14 protein-coding genes and 2 tRNA genes are annotated in these 17894 nt (G+C 71.6%); 5 read left to right on the top strand and 11 right to left on the bottom strand.

Annotated features, from left to right (window positions below; genetic code table 11):
- The first annotated feature begins 132 nt into the window (after positions 1-132).
- Complete coding sequence (locus tag ACIF6L_RS05995; RefSeq protein ID WP_396487047.1) at positions 133-1674, top strand: chitinase; 1542 nt, start codon at positions 133-135, stop codon at positions 1672-1674.
- A 27-nt stretch (positions 1675-1701) separates the two neighbouring features.
- Here ACIF6L_RS05995 and ACIF6L_RS05990 read toward each other — a convergent pair whose 3' ends face one another.
- Together ACIF6L_RS05990 and ACIF6L_RS05985 are read right to left on the bottom strand one after the other, a co-directional pair.
- Positions 1702-2229 carry a hypothetical protein gene (locus ACIF6L_RS05990; RefSeq protein ID WP_329487637.1) on the bottom strand — a complete coding sequence of 176 codons (528 nt, stop codon included), beginning with the start codon at positions 2227-2229 and terminating at the stop codon, positions 1702-1704.
- 315 nt (positions 2230-2544) lie between these two features.
- On the bottom strand, positions 2545-5157 hold the full coding sequence (locus tag ACIF6L_RS05985; RefSeq protein ID WP_396487134.1) for a valine--tRNA ligase: 2613 nt from the start codon (positions 5155-5157) through the stop codon (positions 2545-2547).
- A 212-nt stretch (positions 5158-5369) separates the two neighbouring features.
- On the opposite strand from ACIF6L_RS05985, the gene ACIF6L_RS05980 reads away from it, so the two are divergent.
- Together ACIF6L_RS05980 and ACIF6L_RS05975 are read left to right on the top strand one after the other, a co-directional pair.
- Positions 5370-6224, top strand: coding sequence for a hypothetical protein (locus ACIF6L_RS05980; RefSeq protein WP_359811631.1), 855 nt, complete (start codon positions 5370-5372; stop codon positions 6222-6224).
- A gap of 106 nt (positions 6225-6330) precedes the next feature.
- On the top strand, positions 6331-7143 hold the full coding sequence (locus ACIF6L_RS05975; RefSeq protein WP_396487048.1) for a hypothetical protein: 813 nt from the start codon (positions 6331-6333) through the stop codon (positions 7141-7143).
- Between the two features lie 79 nt (positions 7144-7222).
- Here ACIF6L_RS05975 and clpX read toward each other — a convergent pair whose 3' ends face one another.
- The 6 genes from clpX to ACIF6L_RS05945 all read right to left on the bottom strand — a co-directional run bounded on the left by clpX (position 7223) and on the right by ACIF6L_RS05945 (position 13806).
- Positions 7223-8512, bottom strand: coding sequence for an ATP-dependent Clp protease ATP-binding subunit ClpX (gene clpX, locus ACIF6L_RS05970; RefSeq protein ID WP_396487050.1), 1290 nt, complete (start codon positions 8510-8512; stop codon positions 7223-7225).
- A 282-nt stretch (positions 8513-8794) separates the two neighbouring features.
- Positions 8795-9457, bottom strand: coding sequence for an ATP-dependent Clp protease proteolytic subunit (locus ACIF6L_RS05965; protein WP_327676905.1), 663 nt, complete (start codon positions 9455-9457; stop codon positions 8795-8797).
- 58 nt (positions 9458-9515) lie between these two features.
- Complete coding sequence (locus ACIF6L_RS05960) at positions 9516-10133, bottom strand: ATP-dependent Clp protease proteolytic subunit (protein ID WP_305067940.1); 618 nt, start codon at positions 10131-10133, stop codon at positions 9516-9518.
- A 307-nt stretch (positions 10134-10440) separates the two neighbouring features.
- The gene (gene tig, locus ACIF6L_RS05955) at positions 10441-11844 is read right to left on the bottom strand and encodes a trigger factor (protein ID WP_329487641.1); all 1404 of its coding nucleotides are present in this window, start codon (positions 11842-11844) and stop codon (positions 10441-10443) included.
- A gap of 255 nt (positions 11845-12099) precedes the next feature.
- On the bottom strand, positions 12100-13569 hold the full coding sequence (locus ACIF6L_RS05950) for a DHA2 family efflux MFS transporter permease subunit (protein WP_396487051.1): 1470 nt from the start codon (positions 13567-13569) through the stop codon (positions 12100-12102).
- A 163-nt stretch (positions 13570-13732) separates the two neighbouring features.
- Positions 13733-13806: transfer RNA gene (locus ACIF6L_RS05945), tRNA-Pro, on the bottom strand.
- A 143-nt stretch (positions 13807-13949) separates the two neighbouring features.
- Between ACIF6L_RS05945 and ACIF6L_RS05940 the strand changes: the two genes are divergently transcribed.
- Positions 13950-14020: transfer RNA gene (locus tag ACIF6L_RS05940), tRNA-Gly, on the top strand.
- A gap of 112 nt (positions 14021-14132) precedes the next feature.
- Here the strand turns inward: ACIF6L_RS05940 and ACIF6L_RS05935 are convergent.
- Entirely contained in the window at positions 14133-14684 is a 552-nt protein-coding gene (locus tag ACIF6L_RS05935; protein ID WP_329487643.1) for a hypothetical protein, read from the bottom strand.
- A 260-nt stretch (positions 14685-14944) separates the two neighbouring features.
- On the opposite strand from ACIF6L_RS05935, the gene ACIF6L_RS05930 reads away from it, so the two are divergent.
- Positions 14945-15685: a DUF6348 family protein gene (locus ACIF6L_RS05930; RefSeq protein WP_396487053.1), complete on the top strand. Its 741-nt coding sequence runs from the start codon at positions 14945-14947 to the stop codon at positions 15683-15685.
- Between the two features lie 62 nt (positions 15686-15747).
- Here the strand turns inward: ACIF6L_RS05930 and ACIF6L_RS05925 are convergent, their stop codons facing one another.
- Complete coding sequence (locus ACIF6L_RS05925) at positions 15748-15942, bottom strand: hypothetical protein (protein ID WP_329487645.1); 195 nt, start codon at positions 15940-15942, stop codon at positions 15748-15750.
- 542 nt (positions 15943-16484) lie between these two features.
- Entirely contained in the window at positions 16485-17714 is a 1230-nt protein-coding gene (locus tag ACIF6L_RS05920; protein WP_352289197.1) for a PP2C family protein-serine/threonine phosphatase, read from the bottom strand.
- Between the last annotated feature and the right edge of the window lie 180 nt (positions 17715-17894).

Raw genomic sequence — 17894 nt, 5'->3', positions numbered from 1 at the left:
TCTACTCCACCTTGTGAGGGCAAGTCTCCTCCCCCGACAGGGACTTGAGTTGTCGGTAGCTCCCGCACCAGCGACAGCCGGACGGCTCTCCCCCACGTGAGCCGACGGTCTCCCCCCACAGGAGATGGAGTCATGCCACCTGCCCGACACCGGCGCGCCCGCGTCGTCCACACCCTGCTCGCCGGCGCCTCGGCGATCGCCCTGGGCCTGAGCGGCCTGGTCGTCGCCACCAGCGCCTCCGGCGCGGCGACCGCCGACGTCGACGTGATCGACAACGGCGGCTTCGAGGCCGCCGACCACCTCGGCCACTGGACCTGTCCGTCCGGCGCCGCCGCGGACACCGCCACCGTCCACTCCGGCTCGTACGCGCTGCGCGCCACCCCGGGCTCGGGCGACACCGGCGAGTGCACCCAGACCGTCACCGTGAAGCCCTCGTCCACGTACGCCCTGAGCGCCTGGGTGCAGGGCTCCTACGTCTACCTCGGCGCCCGCGGCACCGGCGGCACGGACCCCGGCACCTGGACCAACTCGGCGGGCTGGTCCAAGCTCTCCACCACCTTCACCACCGGGGCCGCCACCACCAGCGTCACGGTCTACCTGCACGGCTGGTACGGCCAGCCCTCCTACCTGGCCGACGACGTCTCACTGATCGGGCCGGGCGACCCGAAGCCCACCCCGACCGGGACCGCGACCCCCACCGCGACGCCGACCACGACCCCGACCCCGACGCCCACCGGGACGCCGACGGTCACGCCGACCGTCACGCCGACCCGGCCGGGGTTGCCCAAGCACCTGCTCACCGGCTACTGGCAGAACTTCGACAACACCGCCACGGTGCAGCGGATCAGCGACGTCCCGGCCGCGTACGACATCATCGCGGTCTCCTTCGCGGACGCCACCGGCACGCCCGGGGGCCTGAGCTTCACCCTGGACCCGGCCCTGTCGGCCAAGCTCGGCGGCTACACCGACGCGCAGTTCAAGGCCGACATCGCGGCCAAGAAGGCGGCCGGCAAGAAGGTGGTGCTCTCGATCGGCGGCCAGAACGGCACCGTCTCGGTGAACAGCTCCGCCTCGGCCACCACCTTCGCCAACACCGCCTGGGCCCTGATGCAGAGCTACGGCTTCGACGGGATCGACATCGACCTGGAGAACGGCGTCAGCGCCACCTACATGGGCCAGGCCCTGCACGCGCTGGCGGCGAAGGCGGGCAGCGGGTTCGTCCTCACCATGGCGCCGCAGACCATCGACATGCAGTCGACCGGGATGGAGTACTTCAAGCTGGCGCTGAACGTGAAGGACATCCTCACCATCGTCAACATGCAGTACTACAACTCCGGCGCGATGCTCGGCTGCGACGGGCAGGTGTACTCCCAGGGCAGCGTCAACTTCCTGACCGCGCTCGCCTGCATCCAGCTCAAGGGCGGACTGCGGCCCGACCAGGTCGGGCTCGGGGTGCCCGCCTCCACCAGCGCGGCGGGCGGCGGGTACGTCAGCCCGTCCGTGGTGAACAACGCCCTGGACTGCCTGGCCGCCGGCACCAACTGCGGGAGCTTCAAGCCCGACACCAAGTGGCCCGGCATCGGCGGGGCGATGACCTGGTCGACCAACTGGGACGCCAAGGCCGGCGGCGGCATCGCCGGCACCGTCGGCTCGCACCTGCACGCGATGCCGTAGGCGCGGCCCCGTGGCCCGGGCCGGGTCTCAGACCCCGGCCCGGGCCTCCGGGATCTCGGGGCACGGGCCGCAGTGCCGGCGCCGCAGTTCGGCGGTGATCTCGGCCAGCTCGCCCTCGGGCAGCAGCGGCAGCATCATGGCGACGCCCTGGAGCAGGCCGCCGAGCAGGAAGGTGGTGTCGGCGGTGGCGGCCACCAGGCCGCGCACCTCGGTCACCTCGCCCGCCGCCACCGCCTCGATCAGGCGGGCCGCGTCGGCGGTGTCCTCGTCCACCGCCACCGCACCGCAGTCGGCCGGGGCCCGGCGGGCCATCGCGTGCAGCACCCGGTCGCCCACCTCGGGCGCGTACGCCTTGCGGACCGCCTCGGCGGCGATCCAGGCCAGCAGGGTGGTCACCTCGCGCTCCGCGTGCTCCTCGAAGAGCCGGTCCAGCGCGTGGTCGAAGGCGAGCTGGTTCCCGTGCCGGAACGCGAGCAGCAGCGTCGCCGCCCTGCCCTTGGCCTCCTGGACCGCTTCCACCGGCAGTTCGTCGGCCAACTTCTCGGTCACCATCACGCCATGCCCTCCCGTCGGTCGTCGGCTGGCGAAACTTCGTCACACCGTACACAGCCGACCTGCAAACTTCCGCGAACCCGCGCGGGCAAGACCGGAATGAATTCGGGCGGAATAGGACTTCACCCGGTCCATGATGAATATTCGCCGGAACAGAGCAATGGCACTGGGCTATTAGAGGGTCCATTTCACCGTTCGGCCGGAGCGGCCGGCCGGAGCGCTCCCGCCGCCCCGGCCGGCGCCCGGCCGAAAGCCCGCGCGAACGCCGAGGGGCCGCACCCCGCGTCGGCGGAGTGCGGCCCCTGGTGAGCCGGCCGGTCAGGCCTGCGGCAGCGCCGCGAGCTGAGCGGTGATCCGGACGATGTCGGTCTCGGCGGCCTCCTGACGGGTCCGGATCTTGGCGACCACGTCGTCCGGCGCCTTGGCGAGGAACGCCTCGTTGCCGAGCTTGCCGGCCGTCTGGGCCTTCTCCTTCTCGGCGGCCGCGAGGTCCTTGGCGAGGCGCTTGCGCTCCGCCGCGACGTCGATGGTGCCGGAGAGGTCCAGCAGCACGGTCGCGCCCGCGACCGGGAGCGAGGCGGTGGCCGAGAAGCCCTCCTCGGGAGCGGTCAGCCGCAGCAGCGAGCGGATCGCGTCCTCGTGGACGGCCAGCACGGTACCGGCCACCTCCAGCCGGGCCGGGACCCGCTGACCCGGCTTCAGGCCCTGGTCGGTGCGGAAGCGCCGGACCTCGGTGACCACCTGCTGGAGCGTGGCGATCTCGGCCTCGGCCGCCGCGTCACGGTAGCCGCTGTCCGCCGGCCAGTCGGCGATGACCACCGACTCGGCGCCGGTGAGCGTCGTCCACAGGGTCTCGGTGACGAACGGGACGATCGGGTGGAGCAGCCGCAGCGTGACGTCCAGGACCTCGCCGAGCACCCGGCGCGCGGCGTCGGCCTGCGGGCCGCCCTTGGCGAGGGTGGTCTTGGAGAGCTCGACGTACCAGTCGAAGACCTCGTCCCAGGCGAAGTGGTAGAGCGCCTCGGACAGCTTGGAGAACTGGTAGTCCTCGTAGAGCGCGTCCACCTCGGCGACCGTGCTGTTCAGCCGGGACAGGATCCAGCGGTCGGCCGCGGTCAGCTCCTCCGGCGCGGGCAGCGGGCCCTCGACGGTGGCGCCGTTCATCAGCGCGAAGCGGGTGGCGTTCCAGATCTTGTTGGCGAAGTTGCGGGCCGCCTGGACCCAGTCCTCGCCGATCGGGACGTCGACGCCCGGGTTGGCGCCGCGGGCCAGCGTGAAGCGCAGCGCGTCGGAGCCGTACTTGTCCATCCAGTCCAGCGGGTTCACCACGTTGCCGAAGGACTTCGACATCTTCTTGCCGTTCTGGTCACGGACCATGCCGTGCAGCGCGATGGTGTGGAACGGCGGGGTGCCGTCCATCGCGTAGAGGCCGAACATCATCATCCGGGCGACCCAGAAGAAGAGGATGTCGTAGCCGGTCACCAGGACGGCGTTCGGGTAGAACTTCGCCAGGCTGTCGGTCTGCTCGGGCCAGCCGAGGGTGGAGAAGGGCCACAGGCCGGAGGAGAACCAGGTGTCCAGGACGTCGGTGTCCTGGTGCCAGCCCTCACCGGTCGGCGGCTGCTCGTCCGGGCCGACGCAGACGATCTCGCCGGCCGGGCCGTACCAGACCGGGATCCGGTGGCCCCACCAGAGCTGGCGCGAGATGCACCAGTCGTGGAGGTTGTCGACCCAGTCGAAGTAGCGCTTCTCCATCTCCTGCGGGTGGATCTTGACCTTGCCGTCGCGGACCGCGTCGCCCGCGGCCTGGGCGAGCGGGCCGACCTTGACCCACCACTGCATGGACAGCCGCGGCTCGATGGTGGTCTTGCAGCGCGAGCAGTGGCCGACCGAGTGGACGTACGGCCGCTTCTCCGCCACGATCCGGCCCTCGGCGCGCAGCGCGCCGACGATGGCCGAGCGGGCCTCCAGCCGGTCCAGGCCCTGGAACGGGCCGTGCACGGTGATGACCGCGTGCTCGTCCATGACGGCGATCGACGGCAGGCCGTGGCGCTGGCCGATCTCGAAGTCGTTCGGGTCGTGGGCCGGCGTCACCTTGACGGCGCCGGTGCCGAACTCCGGGTCGACGTGGGCGTCGGCGACGACCGGGATGCGGCGGCCGGTCAGCGGCAGCTCGATCTCGGTGCCGACCAGGTGGCGGTAGCGCTCGTCCTCCGGGTGGACCGCGACGGCGGTGTCGCCGAGCATCGTCTCGGCCCGGGTGGTGGCGACGACGATCGAGGCGTCGCCCTCGCCGTAGCGGATGGAGACGAGCTCGCCGTCGTCGTCCTGGTACTCCACCTCGATGTCCGAGATCGCGGTGAGGCAGCGCGGGCACCAGTTGATGATGCGCTCGGCGCGGTAGATCAGCTCGTCGTCGAAGAGCTTCTTGAAGATGGTCTGGACGGCCTGGGAGAGCCCCTCGTCCATGGTGAAGCGCTCGCGGGACCAGTCCACGCCGTCGCCGAGGCGGCGCATCTGACCGGAGATCTGGCCGCCGGACTCCGCCTTCCACTGCCAGACCCGGTCGACGAAGGCCTCCCGGCCGAGGTCGTGGCGGGACTTGCCCTCCTTGGCCAGCTCGCGCTCGACGACGTTCTGGGTGGCGATGCCGGCGTGGTCCATGCCGGGCTGCCAGAGGGCCTCGTAGCCCTGCATCCGCTTGCGGCGGACGAGGGCGTCGATCAGCGTGTGCTCGAAGGCGTGGCCCAGGTGGAGGCTGCCCGTGACGTTCGGCGGCGGGATGACGATGGTGTACGGGGGCTTGTCGCTCTTGGCGTCGGCCGTGAAGTAACCGCGCTCTACCCAGCGCTCGTACAGCTCGCCCTCTACGTCCGCCGGAGCGTAGGTCGTCGGGAGGGTGGCTGCGTCGTCCCCGGCGTGAGTGCTCACGGGGCGCTGGTTCGTGGTGTCGGTCACGACGCACAGTTTACGTACCTGGGGACGTGGGTTACGAACCGCTTTCGGTCCGGGCCCCTCGCGCCCGGCCCGGGCGGGCCGTCGGCCCTGTGCGATAACGTGCCCGCACAATCGTCCGGTCCTTGGTAGGGACACGGAGGACTTCATCACGACAGGCCGCGGGTGCGGCGGGGGAGCACAGGCAGATGTACGGCCAGGGTCAGCAGTATCCGCAGGGTCAGCCGCAGCCGTACGGGGCACCGCAGCCCTACGGCGCACCGCAGCCGCAGCCGCCCTACGGCCAGCCGCCGCAGCAGTACGGCTATCCGCAGCAGGGGGCCCCGGCCCCGCAGTACGGCGCGCCCCAGCCCCCGTACGGCGCCCCGCAGCCGCCCTACGGCGCGGCGGCGCCGCAGGCCCCGTACGGCGCGCCCGGCTACCCGGTCGCGCCGCCGCCGAAGAAGAGCAGGGCCGGGCTGGTGGTCGGCCTGGTGATCGGGGCCCTGGTGCTGGGCGGCGGCGGCTTCGGCCTCTACAAGGTCCTCGGCGGGGACACCGGCGGGAAGTACAAGATCACCGCCGCCCAGTCGCTGCCGGACGGCTACACCCAGAAGTCCGCCAAGGAGCAGGCCGCCGACCCGAGCAAGGCCGAGACCTCCAAGCTCGGCACCGACCTGCACGTGCTGGTCGCCAGCTACGCCAAGGGCGCGGACCCGCTGGACACCATCAGCGTGATCGGCGTCTACGGGAACCTCGACGACCCGGACAAGATCATGAAGGACTCCGAGAAGCCCGGTGAGGGCGGCAGCTGGACCACCCCGCTGGCGGAGTTCCCGGCCCAGGACAGCCACAACTCCTCGGCCAAGCTCTCCTGCGGCGTCTACGGCGTGCTCGGCGGCAAGTCGCAGTCCACCGTCTGCATCTGGGCCGACAAGTCGACCACGGCCCGGGTCTCCTTCCTGAAGGCCAGCCTCACCGGCGCCGCCCAGACCGCGCTCACCCCGGCCCAGGCCGCCGAGAAGACCCGGGCGATCCGCTCCGCCATGGTCGTCGCCAAGTAGCCCCGGCGCCGCTCACCCTCACACCTGCCACCCGGCTCCGGGTGGGAGTGCGTCACGTCCGCCGTCCCGTCCCCTCCCGTCCCCTCCCGTCCCCAGAAAGGCCATCGTGACCGATCAGACCCCGTACGGAGCCCCGCCGCCGCCCGCCGGACAGCCCCAGGGCGGCGCTCCCGTGCCGCCCCAGCCCGGCTACGGCGCGACGCCCCCGCCTCCCCCGGCCGACCAGGCCTGGGGCGCCGTCCCGCCGCAGGGCACGCCGCCCGGCTTCCCGCCGGCGGAGGGCCAGCCCGGCTACCCGGGCTACGGCGCGTACGCCCCGGTTCCGCCGCGCAAGTCCCGCAAGACGCTCTGGATCCTGCTCGGCGTGTTCGTCGGCGTGCTGGCGCTGATCGGCGGCGGTCTCGCCTACTTCGTCTTCGACGTGACGTCCAACGCGGGCACCCAGAAGATCGTCCTGCCGGCCACCTTCAAGGACCTCACGAAGGACACCGACAACGAGATCGCCGACGCGATGGAGAAGGAGATCACCTCCGAGTTCGGCAAGGGCGACGGCGCCTGGAACCCGACCGGCGTCAGCGCCGTCTACCAGGACTCCTCGGAGGAGCCCCAGCTCATCGTGGTCGGCGGCTACGGCAAGGTGCTGCTCCCGAAGCAGGAGCTGGACGCCATGTTCAAGGGCTTCTCGTCCGGCGGCCCCGCCGTCACCGACCGGCACTCGGTCGACGCCGGCTCCAAGGGCGGCACCATGGAGTGCGCCAAGGCCACCCAGTCCGGCACCGACCTGGGCATCTGCGCCTGGGCCGACAACAGCACCCTGGTGCTGCTGATGCAGGCGCCCGAGGACGGCAAGGCGCCGGACCTGGAGAAGCTCGCGGCCGACGCCCGCGACCTGCGCGCGGTCGCCGAGGTGGCGAAGTAACCTCCTCCGCCCGCGGCGTGGAACGCGAGGGCCCCCGGAGACCGACCGACGGTCTCCGGGGGCCCTTTCACGCGGAAGGTCAGGCGCTCTTGTCGCGCCGCTCCCGCTTGATCATGTCACGCGGGACGAGCGTGGGGATGGCGTGCTTGGAGACGACGTCCCCGGTGACCACCACGCGGGCGACGTCCTGACGCGAGGGCACCTCGTACATCACGGACATCAGCACCTCCTCCATGATGGCCCGCAGGCCGCGCGCGCCGGTGCCGCGCAGGATCGCCTGGTCGGCGATCGCCTCCAGCGCGTCGCGGGAGAACTCCAGCTCGACGCCGTCCAGTTCGAAGAGCTTGCGGTACTGCTTGACCAGCGCGTTCTTCGGCTCGGTGAGGATCTGCAGCAGCGCCTCGCGGTCGAGGTTGTGCACGCTGGTGATCACCGGCAGGCGGCCGATGAACTCCGGGATCATGCCGAACTTGACCAGGTCCTCCGGCATCACCTGACGGAACTGGTCGCTGGCGTCCTGCTCCCGCTTGGAGCGGATGTTCGCGCCGAAGCCGATGCCCTTGGCGCCCGCGCGGCCCTCGATGATCCGCTCCAGGCCGGCGAACGCGCCACCCACGATGAACAGCACGTTGGTGGTGTCGATCTGGATGAACTCCTGGTGCGGGTGCTTGCGCCCGCCCTGCGGCGGCACCGAGGCGGTGGTGCCCTCCAGGATCTTCAGCAGGGCCTGCTGCACGCCCTCGCCGGAGACGTCCCGGGTGATCGACGGGTTCTCGCTCTTGCGGGCGACCTTGTCGATCTCGTCGATGTAGATGATCCCGGTCTCGGCCTTCTTGACGTCGTAGTCGGCCGCCTGGATCAGCTTCAGCAGGATGTTCTCGACGTCCTCGCCGACGTACCCGGCCTCGGTCAGCGCGGTGGCGTCGGCGATCGCGAACGGCACGTTCAGCATCCGGGCGAGCGTCTGCGCGAGCAGCGTCTTGCCGGAGCCGGTCGGGCCGAGCAGCAGGATGTTGGACTTCGCCAGCTCGATGGCGTCCTCACGGCCGTTGCCGCCGCTGCGGCCGGCCTCGCCCGCCTGCACGCGCTTGTAGTGGTTGTACACCGCCACCGACAGCGCCTTCTTGGCGAGGTCCTGGCCGACCACGTACTGGTCCAGGAACTCGTAGATCTCGCGCGGCTTCGGGAGCTCCTCGAAACGCACCTCGGAGGTCTCGGCGAGCTCCTCCTCGATGATCTCGTTGCACAGGTCGATGCACTCGTCGCAGATGTACACGCCTGGGCCGGCGATCAGCTTCTTCACCTGCTTCTGCGACTTGCCGCAGAACGAGCACTTGAGCAGGTCGCCACCGTCTCCGATGCGTGCCACGAGGTGCTTCCCCTTCGCCAGGGGCCCCGCGGGGGTTCCGGGGCCTGGTGCTGTGGACCGTACACGCCGACGGCGCCCGGTCTCGCTATCCGACGGTACTCTGCCGGGCCCCTGATTCCGTCCTCTTCGCCAGGTCTGCCCTACGCCCTGGGCGAATTGATACCGAACAGATGCCGGCGGCCGCGCCGCCGATGCGCCGGGGGCGGGGCGCGCGACTCCTTGCGCGCCCCGCCCGGGAGCTTCGCCCCGCCCCGACGGGGGCAGGGCGGGAGAGTGCCGGCCTCAGGAGGTCAGCGAGGCCTTGCGGGTGGAGATGACGAGGTCGACCAGACCGTACTCGACGGCCTCCTCGGCCGTGAGGATCTTGTCGCGCTCGATGTCGTCGCGGACCTGCTCCACCGACTTGTTGGAGTGCTTGGAGAGCATCTCCTCCAGCTGCTCGCGCATCCGGAAGATCTCGCGGGCCTGGATCTCCAGGTCCGAGACCTGGCCGCGGCCGGTCTCGGTGTACGGCTGGTGGATCAGGATGCGGGCGTTCGGCAGCGCCATCCGCTTGCCGGGGGTGCCGGCCGCGAGCAGCACGGCGGCGGCGGAGGCGGCCTGGCCCATGCAGACGGTGGTGATGTCCGGCTTCACGTACTGCATGGTGTCGTAGATGGCCGTCAGCGCCGTGAACGAGCCACCGGGCGAGTTGATGTACATCTGGATCTCGCGGTCCGGGTCCATCGACTCCAGGCAGAGCAGCTGGGCCATGATGTCGTTCGCGGAGACGTCGTCGACCTGCGAGCCGAGGAAGATGATGCGCTCCTCGAACAGCTTGGCGTACGGGTCGTACTCACGGATGCCCTGCGAGGTGCGCTCGACGAAGCGCGGGACGATGTAGCGGCCCTCGGCGCGCATGTCCTCGACGCGTGCCTTGGCGCTGGACAGGCTGGGGATGTTCATGGGGGTTCTAGTCCTCCGGAGCGTTGTGGCTGTGGTCTCGTGGGAGCCGGGCCGAGGCTCAGGCGCCCGTGCCGCCGCCGCCGGGGACGTCCGCGGCGCTGTGCATGATCGCGTCGATCAGGCCGTACTCCAGGGCCTCCTCGGGCGTGAACCAGCGGTCGCGGTCGGAGTCCGCGGTGATCTGCTCGAAGGACTGGCCGCTGTGGAAGGCGATCAGCTCGGACATCCGCTTCTTGGTGCGGAGCAGCTGCTCCGCCTGGATGCGGATGTCCGTGGCCGAGCCGCCGAGACCGGCGGACGGCTGGTGCATCAGGATGTTGGCGTTCGGCAGCGAGAAGCGCTTGCCCTTGGCGCCGGCGGTCAGCAGGAACTGGCCCATCGAGGCGGCCATGCCCATCGCGATGGTGACGACGTCGTTCTTGATGTACTGCATGGTGTCGTAGATCGCCATGCCGGCCGAGATCGAGCCGCCCGGGGAGTTGATGTAGAGGAAGATGTCCTTGTCCGGGTCCGCGGCCAGCAGGAGCAGCTGGGCGGTGATCTTGTTGGCGATGTCGTCGTCGACCTGCTGGCCGAGGAAGATGATCCGCTCGTTGAGCAGCCGGTTGTAGACCTGGTCGCCCAGGCCGCCGAGCACGTCACCAGAGGCGGCGTGCGGCGCCATCGGGCCAGGCATCTGCATCTGCGGGAACGTCACTTAGCCACCTGCTCAGTCGATTTGGAGGGCCGTGCCACGGCCCTCACGGTGTCGCACAGCTTCCGGGTATCACGGTGTGATTGTTGCTGTCCAAGGACCCTAACGCGCAGGCCGGGCCGCAGAATCCCTCACGCCGAACTGTTCGCTGTGAGCGCAGGGTTCACGGCGCGGCCGGGGCGGCCGGCCGCCGCGACCGGCGGGGAACGCGGTCAGCCGGGGAACGCGACGGGCCCGGACGCCGCGTACGGCGTCCGGGCCCGCTACTGCGTCAGTCGGACCGGGGCGGTCAGGCCTCGGTCTTCTCCTCGGCGTCGGCCTCGGCGGCCGGCGCCTCGGCGGCGACGGTCTCGGCCGACTCGTCGGTCTCGTCGTCGTCGAAGTTGATCTCGTTGCCCTCGGTGTCGACGACCTTGGCGGCCTCGACCACGGTGGCCAGCGCCTTGCCGCGGGCGACCTCGCCGACCAGCAGCGGCACCTGGCCACCCTGGACGACCTGCTGCGCGAACTGGTCCGGGGTCAGGCCCGAGCCGGCGGCGCGGCGGATGAGGTGCTCGGTGAGCTCCTGCTGGTCGACGCCCAGCTCCTCGTCGGCGACGATCTGGTCCAGGACGAACTGGGTCTTGATGCCCTTCTTCGCCTGCTCCTCGGTCTCCGCGAGGAACTCCTCCTCGGTCTTGCCCTGGGTCTCCAGGTAGGTCGCGAGGTTGAGGCCCATCGGCTCCAGCTGGTGGTGCTCCAGGTTGTGCTTGCGGGTCTCGATCTCGTCCTTGAGGAGCTTCTCCGGGAACTCGATCTCGACCAGCGCCAGCAGCGCGTCGAGCACCTTCTCCTGGGCCTGGGTGGCCTGGTCGTACTCCTTCATGCGCTCCAGGCGCTTGCGGGAGTCGCCGCGCAGCTCCTCCAGCGAGTCGAACTCGCTGGCCAGCTGGGCGAACTCGTCGTCCAGCTCGGGGAGCTCCTTCTCCTGGACGGCGGTGACGGTGACGGTGACCTCGGAGGTCTTGCCCGCCTGGGTGCCGCCCTTGAGCTCGGTGGAGAAGGTGGCGGTGCCACCGGCCTCCAGGCCGACGACGGCGTCGTCGATGCCGTCGATCAGACGGCCGGAGCCGATCTCGTAGCTGACGGCCTTGGCGATGCCGTCCTCCGGCACCTCGCCGTCGACCTTGGCCTCCAGGTCGACGACCACGATGTCGCCGGCGGCCGCGGCGCGCTCGACGTCCTTGACCGAGGAGAAGCGCTCGCGCAGCTGCTCCAGCGACTTGTCGACGTCCTCGTCGGTGACCACGATCGGGTCGACGGTGACCTCGATGGTCGAGAAGTCCGGAAGGGTGATCTCGGGACGAATGTCGACCTCGGCGGTGAACTTCAGGTCACCGCCGTCGGCGATCGTCTCGACACCCTCGATGTTGGTGATGTCGGGCTGGCCGAGGACCTCGATCTTGCCCTCGTCGACGGCCTGCGTGTAGAAGCGCGGGAGGGCGTCGTTGACGGCCTCCTCCAGCACGGCGCCACGACCGAAACGCTGGTCGATGACACGGTTCGGGATCTTGCCCTTGCGGAAGCCCGGGACCGAGACCTGCTGGTTGATCTTCTTGTACGCCGCGTCGAGGCTGGGCTTGAGCTCCTCGAAGGGCACCTCGACGGTGAGTCGAACCCGGGTCGGGTTCAGAGTCTCGACGGCGCTCTTCACGGTTTGGTCTCCTATGGGCTTGCGGTCAGGTTGCCTCCGCCCTCCCCATCGACGCCGGCCTGGGCCGGTGCGGGCGGGTCGGGCGAGACGGGCGATGGGCGGTTGGAGCTGCATCTCCCGTGGGGGGTGGACGGTGAGCGTGACTCCTCGCCCTCGTGCGGTTGACCTGGGTTGACGCCACAGGGACTACCGCCAGCGCCCCATCCTACCGGTACCACGAAAGGCGGACGCCAGGACGTCGCCGCCGGGGGTCGCTCAGCCCTTCCCGACGGGCTCCGCGACGGATTCGGCCGCCCCCACGCCGGTACCCCCGGCCGGTACCGCGCGCATGGTGGCGGCGGCGTCGGAATCCCGTACCAGCAAGGCGATCGCGGCCGCCGCCAGCGCCAGGCCGGCGGCGGTGAGGAAGGCCGCCCGGTAGGCGGCGAGGTTCGCCACGGGCGTACCCGAGGCGTTCACGGTGACGGCCCCCACGGCCGTCAGCACGGTGCCGAGCACCGCGACCCCGAGCGCGGAGCCGAGCTGGCGCTGCGCGTTGTAGAGGGTGGAGGCGGCGCCGGTGTCGCGGGCGCTGATCGTGGCGAAGGCGGCGGTCTGCGAGGGCATGAAGACGTGCGACATCGCGTACCCGGTGACGAACATCAGCGCGCGGACCGCCCAGAGGTTGCTGTCGGGCCCGATCGTGGCCATCAGGGCCAGGCAGCAGGCCACCACGGCGGAGCCGGTGGCCAGGATCCGGCGCGGGCCGATCCTCGGGTACAGGCGGCTCGCGATCTGGGAGGCGAGCATCACCCCGAGCGCCTCGGGGAAGACCATCAGACCGCTGTGCAGGGCGTCCATGCCGAGCGCGTCCTGCATCAGCAGCGGGAAGAGGTAGAGCATGCCGAGGAAGGCGGCGCCGGAGAAGAGCGAGAGCAGGTTGGTGGTGCGGAAGATGCGGTCCCGGAAGAGCCGCAGGTCGAGCATCGGCTCGGGCAGGCGCAGCTCGACCACGACCAGGGCCGCCAGCGCGCAGCCGCCGACGAGCGCGGAGGCCACGATTCGCGCGCTCCCCCAGCCCTGCGACGCGCCCTCGGAGAGCGCGTACATCGCGGCGCCGAAGCCGACGGCGGAGAGCAGGAAGCCGGCCGCGTCGAAGCGCCCGGCCCGCTCGGCGCGGTAGTCCGGCAGCGCGAGCAGCCCGAAGACCAGGGCGGCGAGGCCGACCGGCACGTTGACGATGAAGACCCAGTGCCAGGACCAGCCGTCCACCAGCCAGCCGCCGAGCACCGGCCCGGCGGCCGGCGCGACGGCGGTGGGCAGCATCAGGATGCGGGTCGCCCGCATCCGCTCCTCCTGCGGGAAGGCCCGGAAGAGCATGGTCATCCCGACCGGGGTGAGCAGGCCGCCGGCCGCGCCCTGGAGGATCCGGTAGAGGGTGAGCGAGGTCATCGAGCCGGCCGCGCCGCAGAGCAGCGAGGCGACGGTGAACAGGGCGAGCGAGGCGAGGAAGACCCGCCGGGTGCCGAAGCGGTCCCCCAGCCAGCCGGAGAGCGGGACGAAGACGGCCAGGCTGACCAGGTAGCCGACGTTGATCACGCCGACCCCGGCCGGATCGGTGCCGAACTCCCGGCCGATCGCCGGCAGGGCGACGTTGACGATCGTGGTGTCCATGATCGACATGAAGAGCGAGGCGACGAAGACGACTCCGACCGCGATCTTGGGGTTCATCCTCATCAGGCTCATCCGGGCTCCAGCATTTGGTGAAAGGTCAACCATTCACCATGCCGGACCGGGCCGAAAAGGACAACAGGCCCGATCTTCCGCACCCACGGGCCGGCGACCGGACCTCTCGGGACCCCCGGAGACGCCAACAGGGCCCCGCCGAGGACGAGACCCTGCCGCACTGTCGGGGTGACCGGATTCGAACCGACGGCCTTCCGCTCCCAAAGCGGACGCGCTACCAAACTGCGCCACACCCCGTGGTGCCGAGAGGAAGCGTACACGCCGGGCCCCGCCCGGTCGGCGACATATCCGGGGCCCCGGAACGAATGTGGTGTGCGCTCGGGCGACCGGACCAGGTACGCTGTTCCCGACCTTCCGTCCGGCGACGGCCGGAGGATCGCGCGGGTGTAGCTCAATGGTAGAGCCCTAGTCTTCCAAACTAGTCACGCGAGTTCGATTCTCGTCACCCGCTCCGACCGCCCGGCCCCGGAACGACGTCACCGTCGCTCCGGGGCCGTCGCGTTTCCCGGCCTCCCGTCAGCACCCGGCGCCGCCCGTCGGCACCGGCGCCGCCCGGCGGTCCGTCAGAGGCCGAGCCGTCCGGCGCGGGCCGCCGCCCGGTCGAGCAGCTGGTGGACGTCGGCCTGCCGGGTGGTGGGCCGGTCGTTGTACTCGTCCGGGGAGGCCGCGGGCCGGCCGGTGGCGTGCAGCACCTCCATCAGCTGCGTCCGGGCGGTGCGGACGGTGTCCGGGGTCCCGTAGCCGTGGGCGAGGACGGCGGCCTGGGCGCCGAGCAGGCAGACTCGGCCGGCGCCGTCCCACATCGCGCCCTGCAGCCAGCCGGCCGCGCCGATGTAGCGGGAGGCCAGCCGCAGGTGCTCGGCGGCGCTCACCGGCACCGGACGGGGCGGCCGGCGCAGCGCGCGGTCCAGCAGCGTGGCCCGGGGCGAGGGGTGGCCGGCGTGCCACGGCTGCACGGTCGAGCCGAGCGGGCAGACGTACGGCGGCCGGAGGTAGGGCGCCGGAGTGCGCGCCGGAGCGGGCAGCGTGGCGAGGTACGCCTCGATCTCGGCGACCAGGCCGGTGCCGTCCGGGGTGAGCAGCGGCGGAGCGGGCGTCAGGTCGGTGCGGGGCATGCGGTTCTCCAGGCGGTGGCCTACGGTTGCCGCTACCCAAAATGGTGCATAAGGGACATTTCTGCGACCGGAGAGCCGGGCTCACGCCGACGGGCGGCGGTCCGCTTCGGTTTCCCGGCAGGGCTCCGGGCCGATAGCCTCGGCGGCGTTCGAAAGTAGTTCGAGAGCAGTTCGAGAACGCTGCGAACCCGAGGGTGGAGGAGTGTCCGGTGCGTCCCCAGGACCGACTGGCCGTCATACAGCGCTCTGTGGTCCGGGAAATGGCACGCTTCGGGCAGGAATTCACCGTCGACGGCGAGGTGGTGCGCGGTCCGGGCACCACCGCGGTGGCCGTCCGGGAGCACCCCGGCATCGACGGCGCCGGCCACGTCGACCTGGGCTTCGTGCTGCGGCTGGGCCGGGCGGACGCGCCGGTGGTCTGGGACTGCTCGGCCGGCCTCGGCAAGACCGAGGAGGAGAAGCTCGACAACGCGGTGCGGATGTGGGCGACCACCACCGCGGCGGCGCTGGTCGAACTGCGGGAACGCCGCGGCGAGTACGCCGACCACGCCGATCACGCGGAACTGCCCGGCTGGCACGCCGTACAGGGGCCGGCGGCGGTGTTCGGCTTCGGCAACGAACGGCTGGCCGGCTGGCTGGCGGAGCACCGGGTGCTGCCCGCCCTGGCGCCCGCGCTGCTGCCGGACCTGGCCGGGCGGCAGTTGAACGGGGTGAAGCTCTTCCTCGGCGGCAAGTCGGGGGACGACGTCGCCGAGGTCCGGGTCAACGGCGAGGTGTCGGAGGCCGCGTCGGCGGCGCTGCGCGCGCTGGACTGGCCGCGCGGCGAACGGCTGTGCTGGGCGCGGCTGTTCGTGCTGCTGACCGCCCCGGACACGGCGGTGGCGACGACCGCGCCGACGGGCGTGGCGGCGCCCGTCACGGTTCGGCCGCGGGCCCTGGCGGCGGCCCGGGCCCGCGGGCTGTTCGCCCGCTGGCGGCAGGCCAGACGGGCCGACCGGTGACCCGGACGGCCGGCCTCCTCCCCCACTGAACCCGCTCTCGGGGCCCCGACCGGGGCCGGGGGTCAGCTGGCGATGTTGGAGATGCTCTTGGCGATCTGGCTCAGGAAGTCCTGGATCGGCTTGGCGGCCGTGCTCTGGTTGAGCATGAAGCCGAACAGGGCGGCCAGGATCGCGTGCCCGACCTTCAGTTGCTTGTTGCGGATGAAGATGAAGCAGATGACGCCGAACAGGACCAGTGCGGAGACGGAGAGTGCCACCCGGACTCACTTCCTCGTTTCATAGCGGGGCGCCATCGGCTGACCCCTGCGAAGCCGGACCCCGGCCTGTCCGACGGTCCCGAGGCGGAACGGCAGTTCGTCCGACGTGTCGCGGCCGGAAGGAGAGTCCGGTACGGCCGGACGGTGTCCGTCGTGCCGCATGTGGCGCCCCCATCCCCCGAATCCTGACCAGTCCCGCCCGGACTCAGTGTGGTCGACCGTGCCGATTGCGTAAAGGTCTGACTGTCAGCCGAACGCCGATATCCTGCGATGCGAGACGAGTTTCCGCCGACCGAGACGATAGCGGAGCCGTTCTGACGAATCGTCGGTGGGGCGCCGCTGAGCGGCCGGGAAACGGCCGGCGGGCCGGACCGGAACGGGCTGGTCCGCTCCGGTGACGGCGGGTCGGAAATGGCCGAAGATCAGCTGCCAGGCTTGACAGCAGCTGCCCGCGGCATGTGCCCGGGAACCGCCCGCCCGCCCGTCGGGGGGAACCGGCCCGGTCAGGGCCTCCCGGGCCGGGCCGGCGGGGACGCGCGCGGTCAGTCGCGCCAGAGCAGCAGGACGGCGCGGTCGTCGTTGATGTCCCGGGCGACCGTCTCGATCAGCCGGGCGGCGGCGCCCGCGCCGGCGCCCGGACCGCCGCCGGGGACCAGCCGGTCGGCCTCGCCCATCAGCCGGTCCATCCCGTCCGAGAGGTCCCGGCCGGGCGCCTCGACCATGCCGTCGGTGCAGAGCATCAGGACGTCGCCGCGGTTGAGCCGGCCCCGCACGCCCTCGAACTTGGCACCGTCGTAGATGCCGAGCAGCGGACCCTCGGTGGTCTCCTTGATCTCCCAGCGCCCGGCGCCCGCGAGCCGCTGCATCCCGGGCAGGTGGCCCGCCGACAGGAGCTCGTACTCCCCCGTGTCCAGGTCGAGGACCAGGTGGACGGCGGTGGCGAAGCCCTCCTCCCAGGACTGGCGGAGCAGGTAGCCGTTGGCGGCGGGCAGGAAGTCGTGCGCGGGCAGCGAGCCGACCAGGCCGCCGAAGGCGCCGGAGAGCAGCAGGGCCCGCGAACCGGCGTCCATGCCCTTGCCCGAGACGTCCGCCAGGACCACCTCCAGCACCCGCTGGGCGGGGCCGGTCCGGGCGGCGACCACGAAGTCCCCGGAGAAGGACTGCCCGCCGGCCGGGCGCAGCGCCATGTCGGCGTGCCAGCCGTCCGGCAGCTCCGGGACGCGGCTCTGCACCCGCAGCCGCTCGCGCAGGTCGAAGAGCATCGTGGAACCGCCCCACCAGGGGACGCCGACCCGGCTGCGGAACTGGGCCAGCAGCAGGCCGCCGACCCCGGCCGCGCCGACCACCAGGGCGGCGCCGGGGGTGACGCCGTAGGTGTAGGCGTCCGGATCGGCGCTGGCGACCCGCTGGCCGGTGTGGATCACGGACTCGGCGGAGAGGCCGAGCGCGGCCAGCGCGTAGAGCACCACCAGGCTGCCGGGGCGCAGCAGCAGGGCGGCGGCCAGGATCGGCAGGACCAGTGAGGTGGGCGGGACCCAGGCGGGGATCCAGATGTTGAGCAGGATCAGCAGCGGGACGAGCAGGGCCAGCACGCAGAGCACCGGCCAGTCGGCGGCGCCGCCGCGGAAGTAGTCGACACCGGCGGTGCGCAGCCTTCGGCGGACCCGGCGGAGCTTCTTGCGCAACCGGGCCGTCACGGGGTCGGGCGCCGTGGCGGCGCCGGGCCTCGTCGCAGTCGTCTGGGGCGTTTCGCCCGGCGGTCTGCCAGCCATGGGGACCGACCATATCCACCGGTACGGGTCGGCGTCGACGGCCCGGGCGCGGGCGGCGCCGCCGTGGCGCGGGCGCGTCAGTGGGTTTCGGCCGATCACGGCGGGCGTCGGCCGCTGCGTCAGGAGGCGTACGCCGGTTGGGCGGACGAACCGTGCGGGCCGCACCCGCGCGCCGGGCGC

Origin of the sequence: Kitasatospora sp. NPDC086009 (assembly GCF_044540385.1) — a bacterium.
Lineage (GTDB): Bacteria > Actinomycetota > Actinomycetes > Streptomycetales > Streptomycetaceae > Kitasatospora.
This window is presented reverse-complemented; position numbering and strand designations above follow the sequence as displayed.